This window comes from Pseudomonas sp. 05T35, from assembly GCF_056396605.1.
This window is the reverse complement of record NZ_JBFTLU010000243.1, coordinates 1-8672: the sequence shown is the minus strand read 5'-3', so window position 1 is coordinate 8672 and position 8672 is coordinate 1. Positions and strand designations below refer to the sequence as shown.

Genomic DNA, 8672 nt, shown 5'->3' with positions numbered 1-8672 from the left:
GCTTGACGCTGATGGCCTTGACCACGCCAGCGGCGGGCGAAGGGATTTCCATGCTGGCCTTGTCGGATTCCAGGGTGATCAGCGACTGATCAGCCTCGACGGTGTCGCCGACCTTGACCTGGATCTCGATGATCTGGGCCTTGCCCGCCGAACCGATGTCCGGCACGTGCACTTGCTGAATGCTGGCAGCAGCCGGTGCGGCAGCAGGCGCCGCCGGCGCAGGTGCGGCAGCCGGTTTGGCTTCAGCTTTGGCAGCAGGCGCAGCGGCCGCCGCAGCGGCACCTTCGACTTCCAGTTCCAGCAGTTCGTCGCCTTCTTTCAGGCGATCGCCCAGCTTCACTTTCAGGCTTTTGATGATGCCGGCCTTGGGCGCAGGCACTTCCATGCTCGCCTTGTCCGATTCCAGCGTCAGGATGCTCTGATCGGCTTCGATACGGTCGCCGACCTTCACAAACAGTTCAATTACTTCACCTTCACCGCTGCCGATGTCAGGTACGCGAATGAGTTCGCTCACAGAGTCTCTCCTCAGCAGTCCAGTGGGTTGCGTTTTGCCGGGTCGATACCGAACTTGACGATGGCTTCAGCCACCACCTTAGGTTCGATGTCGCCACGGTCAGCCAGTGCTTCAAGGGCTGCCAACACCACGAAATGACGGTCGACTTCGAAGAAATGACGCAGTTTTTTGCGGCTGTCGCTGCGGCCGAAACCGTCGGTGCCCAGCACTTTGAATTCCTTGGACGGAACCCACTGACGGATCTGCTCGGCGAACAGCTTCATGTAATCGGTCGATGCAATGACCGGGCCTTTACGGCCGATCAGGCAGTCTTCAACGTAGCTGCGCTTAGGCTTCTGGCCAGGGTGCAGACGGTTGGTGCGCTCTACGGCCAGGCCATCGCGACGCAGTTCGTTGAAGCTGGTAACGCTCCACACGTCAGCGCCGACGTTGAACTCTTCACGCAGAATCTTCGCCGCTTCACGGACTTCACGCAGGATGGTGCCGGAGCCCATCAGCTGAACGTGGTGCGCCGCTTCGCGGGTGTCTTCTTCAAGCAGGTACATGCCCTTGATGATGCCCTCTTCCACGCCGGCCGGCATGGCTGGCTGCTGGTAGGACTCGTTCATCACGGTGATGTAGTAGAAAACGTCCTGCTGCTCTTCGGTCATCTTCTTCATACCGTCCTGGATGATCACCGCCAGCTCGTAGCCGTAGGTTGGATCATAGGTGCGGCAGTTCGGGATGGTGGCAGCCAGGATGTGGCTGTGACCGTCTTCGTGTTGCAGGCCTTCGCCGTTCAGCGTGGTCCGGCCGGCGGTGCCGCCGATCAGGAAGCCACGGGTACGGCTGTCGCCAGCGGCCCAGGCCAGGTCGCCGATACGCTGGAAGCCGAACATCGAGTAGAAGATGTAGAACGGCAGCATCGGCTGGTTGTGGCTGGAGTACGAAGTACCGGCGGCGATGAAGGAGCTCATGGCGCCCGCTTCGTTGATGCCTTCTTCGAGGATTTGGCCCTTCTGGTCTTCCTTGTAGAACATCACCTGGTCTTTATCGACTGGCTCGTAGAGCTGGCCGACGGAGGAGTAGATGCCCAGCTGACGGAACATGCCTTCCATACCGAAGGTGCGGGCTTCGTCCGGGATGATCGGTACGATGCGTGGACCGATTTCCTTGTCCTTGACCAGTTGCGCGAGGATCCGCACGAAGGCCATGGTGGTGGAAATTTCACGGTCGCCCGAGCTGTCCAGGATCGCCTTGAGGGTGTCCAGTGGAGGCGTCGGGATGTTGAAGCTCTTGGCGCGACGCTGAGGCACGAAACCGCCCAGTGCGGTACGGCGCTCGCTCAGGTAGCGGGCTTCGGCGCTGCCTTCTTCCGGTTTGAAGAACGGCAGGTTTTCCAGCTCTGCGTCCTTGACCGGAATGTCGAAGCGGTCGCGGAACAACTTCAGGCTCTCGACATCGACTTTCTTGGTGTTGTGCGCAGTGTTTTTCGCTTCGCCGGCACCGGTGCCATAACCCTTGATGGTCTTGGCCAGGATGACGGTCGGTTGTTCTTTGTGGTTGACCGCTTCGTGGTACGCCGCGTAGACCTTGTACGGGTCGTGGCCGCCACGGTTGAGCTTCCAGATCTCGTCGTCGGACAGATCGGCAACCATCGCCTTGAGTTCTGGCGTGTTGAAGAAGTGTTCACGCACGAACGCGCCGTCTTTGGCTTTGTAGTTCTGGTACTCGCCGTCGATAACTTCGTCCATGCGGCGTTGCAGAATGCCGTCGACGTCCTTGGCCAGCAGTGGGTCCCAGAAGCGGCCCCAGATGACTTTGGTCACGTTCCACTGGGCACCGCGGAACACGCCTTCGAGTTCCTGGATGATCTTGCCATTGCCGCGAACCGGGCCGTCGAGGCGCTGCAGGTTGCAGTTGATGACGAAGATCAGGTTGTCCAGCTTCTCGCGGCCGGCCAGGGAGATCGCGCCCAGGGATTCCGGCTCGTCGCACTCGCCGTCGCCCAGGAAGCACCAGACTTTCTGTTTGCCTGGCTGGATGAAGCCACGGTGTTCCAGGTACTTCATGAAGCGTGCCTGGTAGATCGCCTGGATCGGGCCCAGACCCATGGATACGGTCGGGAACTGCCAGAAGTCAGGCATCAGCCATGGGTGAGGGTAGGACGACAGGCCCTGACCATCGACTTCCTGGCGGAAGTTGTTCATCTGGTCTTCGGTGATGCGGCCTTCCATGAATGCACGGGCGTAAACGCCTGGCGAGGTGTGGCCCTGGAAGTAGATCAGGTCGCCGCCGTGTTCGTCGGTCGGGGCCTGGAAGAAATAGTTGAAGCCAATGTCGTACAGGGTTGCGCTGGAAGCGAAGCTGGAGATGTGACCGCCCAGGTCAGAATCTTTCAGGTTCGTACGCATCACCATGGCCATCGCGTTCCAGCGTACCAGCGAGCGAATGCGGCGTTCCATGAACAGGTCGCCAGGCATGCGTGCTTCGTGGGTAACGGGAATGGTGTTGCGGTATGGCGTGGTGATGGCGTAAGGCAATTGCGAACCGCTGCGGGTTGCGAGTTCGCCCATACGGGTCATCAGATAGTGAGCACGGTCTTCGCCTTCTTTGTCGAGAACCGATTCCAGGGCGTCCAGCCATTCCTGGGTTTCGACGGGATCGAGGTCTTGCATGGCTTGCTCCAGGGCGGAAAGGCTTCCAGAATCGGTTGCCTGAGTTAGCGACTGGCCTTGTGGGCAGACGTTATAAATTCTTGGAATGCCGGAGGTTGATTCGGCGGCGTGTAGTTTTACTACAAATCCTCGGCCATTTCAGCCTTTCGAATGTATAGACGAGTAGTAAAACTACAGAGGATGGGCGTGTGGCCTCCTGCTTCGTTGTAAGAATAATCGTTACTGTTGGTCTTTAGCTAACCGAGATAGGTGAAAGTTTGATGCTGGCTGCCAAAAAAAACGAAATTTCAGCTATTTCTAACTTTTGTTCGACAGTCCTTTGCGTAGTGCATTTCATGTATTCACTACAGACAGCCCTTTCTACGCCGATCAAGGATAGACCATGAGCCTTCCTTCGCTTACCGAACTGCCGGCCATTCTTCTTCCGCTTGCCAGCCGCGCCGAGCAGTCGTTCCGTGCCGCTGTTGCCCTGTTTGACGATGATCATGGCCTGTCGACCTGGTCGCCAGAGCGCTGGGCAGCGTTTGCCCGAGTGACAGCGGCCAGTGATTTTGTCATTGAGCAGAGCCTGCGTGACCCTTTGATGTTGCTTGAGCTTGTGCAGTCCGGCGAACTCGACCGAAGTTTCACCGCCGGTGAAATGTGCGCTCAGATCGCCGCCGCTGTGCAGGTGGCCACCACCGACGATGAGTTGGGTCGCGTATTGCGCCGTCAGCGTAACCGTCAGCAAGTGCGGATCATCTGGCGCGACCTGACCCGCCAGGCGGATCTGATCCAGACCTGCCGTGACCTCTCGGACATGGCCGATGCGAGCATCGATCAGGCTTATCAATGGTTGTATCAGCGCCATTGCCAGCAATTTGGTACGCCCACCGGGCGGCGCAGTGGCGAGCCGCAGCAAATGGTCATCCTCGGGATGGGCAAGCTTGGTGCAGTGGAGCTCAACCTGTCGTCGGACATCGATTTGATCTTCGCTTACCCCGAAGGCGGCGAGACGGTCGGCGTAAAGCGTCCATTGGATAACCAGGAATTCTTCATTCGCCTGGGCCAGCGGTTGATCAAGGCGCTGGACCCGATGACCGTCGACGGTTTTGTATTCCGCGTCGACATGCGCTTGCGGCCGTACGGTTCATCCGGCGCGCTGGTGCTCAGCTTCAACGCATTGGAGCAGTACTACCAGGACCAGGGTCGCGACTGGGAGCGTTACGCGATGATCAAGGCGCGGGTGGTGGCCGGTGATCAGGCGGCGGGGGCGCAATTGCTCGACATGCTGCGGCCGTTCGTTTACCGGCGTTACCTGGATTTCTCGGCCATCGAAGCACTGCGCACCATGAAGCAGCTGATTCAGCAGGAAGTCCGGCGCAAAGGCATGGCCGACAACATCAAGCTGGGCTCCGGCGGCATTCGCGAAGTTGAATTTATCGCGCAGGCCTTCCAGCTGATTCACGGGGGGCGCGACCTGAGTTTGCAGCAGCGTCCACTATTAAAAGTACTCAGCACGCTGGAAGGGCAGGGTTACCTGCCGCCAGCGGTGATCAGCGAGCTGCGCGAAGGTTACGAATTCCTGCGCTACACCGAGCACGCGATCCAGGCGATTGCCGACCGTCAGACGCAAATGCTCCCGCATGGCGAGCAGGATCAGGCGCGCATTGCTTTTATGATGGGTTTCGCCAATTGGACGGCGTTCCATGAGCAACTGATGTATTGGCGCGGCCGGGTCGACTGGCACTTCCGTCAAGTGATCGCTGACCCGGATGAAGAGGACGGCGAGGAGAGCGAAGTGGTGGTCGGCGGTGAATGGTTGCCGCTCTGGGAGGAAGCCCAGGATGAAGAGGCTGCTTGCCGTCAGTTGGAAGAGGGCGGTTTTGTCGATGCGCCCAAGGCCCTGAAAATGCTTGCCAGCCTGCGCAGCAGTCCGCAATTGCGGGCGATGCAACGTCTGGGGCGCGAACGACTCGATGCCTTTATTCCTCGTTTGCTGGCGCAAGCGGTGGAACATGCCAGCCCGGACCTGGTGCTGGAGCGCGTGTTGCCGTTGGTTGAAGCGGTGGCGCGGCGCTCGGCTTATCTGGTGTTGCTCACCGAAAATCCCGGCGCACTGCGACGCCTGTTGACCTTGTGTGCGGCCAGCCCATGGATTTCCGAGCAGATCACTCGCTTCCCGCTGCTGCTCGACGAATTGCTCAACGAAGGGCGACTATTCAAGCCACCGTTGGCACCGGAGTTGGCCGCTGAATTACGCGAGCGGCTGACGCGGATTCCCGAGGATGATCTTGAACAACAGATGGAAGCCTTGCGGCACTTTAAGCTGGCGCACCGCCTGCGGGTGGCGGCCTCGGAAATTGCCGGCAGCCTGCCGCTGATGAAAGTCAGCGACTACCTGACCTGGCTCGCCGAAGCCATTCTGGAGCAAGTGCTGGCCCTGGCCTGGCGCCAGACGGTCGCCAAGTACGGCTCACCGCAGCGTTCCGACGGAACCTTGTGCGACCCGGGTTTCGTCATTGTCGGTTATGGYAAGGTCGGCGGCCTGGAGTTGGGGCATGGTTCGGACCTCGACCTGGTGTTCATCCATGATGGTGATCCGCAGGCAGAAACCGACGGCCCGAAACCGATCGACGGCGCGCAGTTCTTCACCCGACTGGGCCAGCGGATCATCCATTTGCTGACCACCCAGACCAACTCCGGCCAGCTGTACGAAGTCGATATGCGCCTGCGCCCTTCCGGTGCGTCGGGGTTGTTGGTCAGTTCGTTGGGGGCGTTCGAGCGTTATCAGGAAAACGAAGCCTGGACCTGGGAGCATCAGGCGTTGGTGCGGGCGCGGGTGCTGGTCGGCAGTCAGGATGTCGGCCAGGCCTTCGAGAAAGTCCGGGCGAAAGTCCTGGGCCGTGCACGCGATTTGCCCAAGCTGCGTCAGGAAGTCAGTGAGATGCGCGCCAAGATGCGCGACAACCTGGGGAGCAAGGGCACCGCTGCCGGGACTGCGCCAAACGCCTTTGAAGCCACTGCTCCGTTCGACCTCAAGCAGGACGCCGGTGGTATCGTCGATATTGAATTTATGGTGCAATACGCCGCCTTGGCGTGGTCTGACACGCACCCTTCGCTGCTCCGCTATACGGATAACATCCGCATTCTGGAAGGTCTGGAGGAGGTCGGGTTGATGCCCGCCGAAGACGCCAGCCTGTTGCGTGAGGCCTATAAAACCTACCGCGCGGCGGCTCACCGCCAGGCCCTGCAGAATGAGGCCGGGGTGATTCCGGGGGACCAGTTTGTGGCCGAGCGACGGGAAGTGTTGCGGATCTGGCGCGAGCTGGGGTTAAGCTGAACAGGATATTTGAAACACTCAATACCCAATGTGGGAGCGAGCCTGCTCGCGATGAGGCCGTCACATCCAACATTTATGGTGACTGTCCTGCTCGCTCCCACAGTGGATCGACAGCGTTTTGTAGGATTCTCGAGGCGGGGAGGCGTATGCCTCCCCGGTTTGTTTTTGGAAAACACATGAAAATTCTGATCGTTGGGCCCAGTTGGGTCGGTGACATGGTGATGGCGCAGACACTCTTTCAGTGTCTGAAACAGCGTCATCCTCAGTGCGAAATCGACGTGCTGGCACCCGAGTGGAGTCGGCCGATCCTTGAGCGGATGCCCGAAGTGCGTCAGGCCTTGAGCTTTCCGCTCGGCCACGGCGTGCTGGAGCTGGCAACGCGGCGGCGGATCGGCAAGTCCCTGGCCGGCCAGTACGATCAGGCGATTCTGCTGCCCAATTCGCTCAAGTCGGCACTGGTACCGTTCTTTGCCGGCATCCCGAAACGTACCGGTTGGCGTGGCGAGTTCCGTTACGGCTTGCTCAACGACGTGCGCACCCTTGATAAAGAGCGTTACCCGCTGATGATCGAGCGCTTCATGGCGCTCGCCTATGAGTCGGGCGCCGAGTTGCCCAAGCCGTATCCGCGCCCGAGCCTGCAAATCGACCCGAGCAGCCGCGACGCTGCGCTGGCCAAGTTCGATCTGGCCCTTGATCGTCCGGTGCTGGCGCTGTGCCCGGGTGCCGAGTTCGGCGAGTCCAAGCGCTGGCCGTCGGAGCACTACGCCAAGGTCGCCGAGGCGAAAATCCGCGAAGGTTGGCAAGTCTGGCTGTTCGGTTCGAAGAACGATCACGCGGTCGGCGAAGACATTCGCTCGCGACTGATCCCGGGCCTGCGTGAAGAGTCGGTGAACCTCAGCGGCGCTACTTCGCTGGCCGAGGCCATCGACTTGCTGTCCTGCGCCGATTCGGTGGTGTCCAACGACTCCGGCCTGATGCACGTCGCGGCAGCGCTGAACCGTCCGCTGGTGGCCGTCTACGGTTCGACGTCGCCGGGCTTCACGCCGCCGCTGGCCGAGAAGGTCGAGATCGTTCGTCTGGGCATCGAGTGCAGCCCTTGCTTCGATCGCACCTGCCGTTTCGGTCATTACAACTGCTTGCGCCAGCTCACGCCGCAACCGGTGAACGACGCCCTAGATCGCCTGCAAGGCGCTCCGGTCGAGGTCCGTTAAGTTGCGGGTACTGTTGATCAAGACTTCCTCGCTGGGCGATGTGATTCATGCGTTGCCGGCGTTGACCGACGCGGCGCGGGCGATCCCGGGCATCAAGTTCGACTGGGTGGTGGAAGAAGGCTTCGCCGAGATCCCGACCTGGCACCCGGCTGTCGGCAAGGTGATTCCGGTGGCGATCCGCCGCTGGCGCAAGAACGTCTGGCAGACCATCAAAAGCGGCGAGTGGAAACGCTTCAAGCAAAGCGTTCGTGCCACCAAATACGATCTGGTGATCGATGCCCAGGGCCTGCTCAAAAGCGCCTGGCTGACCCGTTACGTCCGCGCGCCGGTAGCCGGGCTGGACAAGAACTCGGCCCGTGAGCCCATCGCCGCGCGGTTTTATTCCCGACGTCTGGCGGTAGCCCGAGGGCAACACGCCGTGGAACGACTGCGTCAGTTATTCGCCGTGGCGCTGGGCTACGACCTGCCACAAGGGTTGGGCGACTATGGCCTGAACGTCGAGCGGTTGGTCGAGCTGCCGCGCAAGAATCCTTACGTACTGTTCCTGCATGGCACTACGTGGGACACCAAACATTGGCCGGAAGCTTACTGGCGCGAGTTGGCCGAACGCATGGGCCACCTCGGCATGGCGGTGAAGCTTCCGTGGGGCAACCCGGCCGAAAAGGCCCGGGCCGAGCGCATCGCCAAGGGGCTGCGCAATGCCGAAGTGCTGCCCAAATTGAACCTGGCCGGCGTCGCCAAAGTGCTGGCCGGTGCGCAAGCCTGCGTGGCAGTCGACACAGGCCTCGGTCATCTGGCCGCTGCGCTGGATGTGCCGACGATATCGTTGTTCGGCCCGACCAATCCGGGCCTGACCGGCGCCTATGGCAAAAGCCAGGTGCACCTGGCGAGCGACTTCCCGTGTGCGCCATGCATGCAAAAGAAATGTTCTTACCAACCGACTGCTGAAGATCAGCGTCGATTCGATT

At 60.5% G+C, this 8672-nt stretch carries 5 protein-coding genes; 3 read left to right on the top strand and 2 right to left on the bottom strand.

Annotated elements, in window-relative coordinates; all coding sequences use genetic code 11:
- Both AC1DH9_RS18410 and aceE read right to left on the bottom strand, forming a co-directional pair.
- The coding region (locus tag AC1DH9_RS18410; RefSeq protein WP_477808545.1) for a biotin/lipoyl-containing protein at positions 1-514 on the bottom strand (514 nt) is incomplete at its 3' end.
- A gap of 11 nt (positions 515-525) precedes the next feature.
- A complete protein-coding gene (gene aceE / locus AC1DH9_RS18405) occupies positions 526-3171 on the bottom strand; it encodes a pyruvate dehydrogenase (acetyl-transferring), homodimeric type (protein WP_477806069.1) in 2646 nt (881 codons plus the stop codon).
- 382 nt (positions 3172-3553) lie between these two features.
- Here aceE and glnE point away from each other — a divergent pair, with 382 nt between their 5' ends.
- The 3 genes from glnE to waaC form a co-directional block, all read left to right on the top strand.
- Positions 3554-6493 (top strand): bifunctional [glutamate--ammonia ligase]-adenylyl-L-tyrosine phosphorylase/[glutamate--ammonia-ligase] adenylyltransferase, encoded by a 2940-nt coding sequence (glnE, locus tag AC1DH9_RS18400; RefSeq protein ID WP_427544083.1) that lies wholly within the window; start codon positions 3554-3556, stop codon positions 6491-6493.
- A gap of 176 nt (positions 6494-6669) precedes the next feature.
- Positions 6670-7704, top strand: a complete 1035-nt coding sequence (gene waaF, locus AC1DH9_RS18395) for a lipopolysaccharide heptosyltransferase II (protein WP_427544080.1) — start codon at positions 6670-6672, stop codon at positions 7702-7704.
- 1 nt (position 7705) lies between these two features.
- The coding region (waaC, locus tag AC1DH9_RS18390) for a lipopolysaccharide heptosyltransferase I (protein ID WP_477808544.1) at positions 7706-8672 on the top strand (967 nt) is incomplete at its 3' end.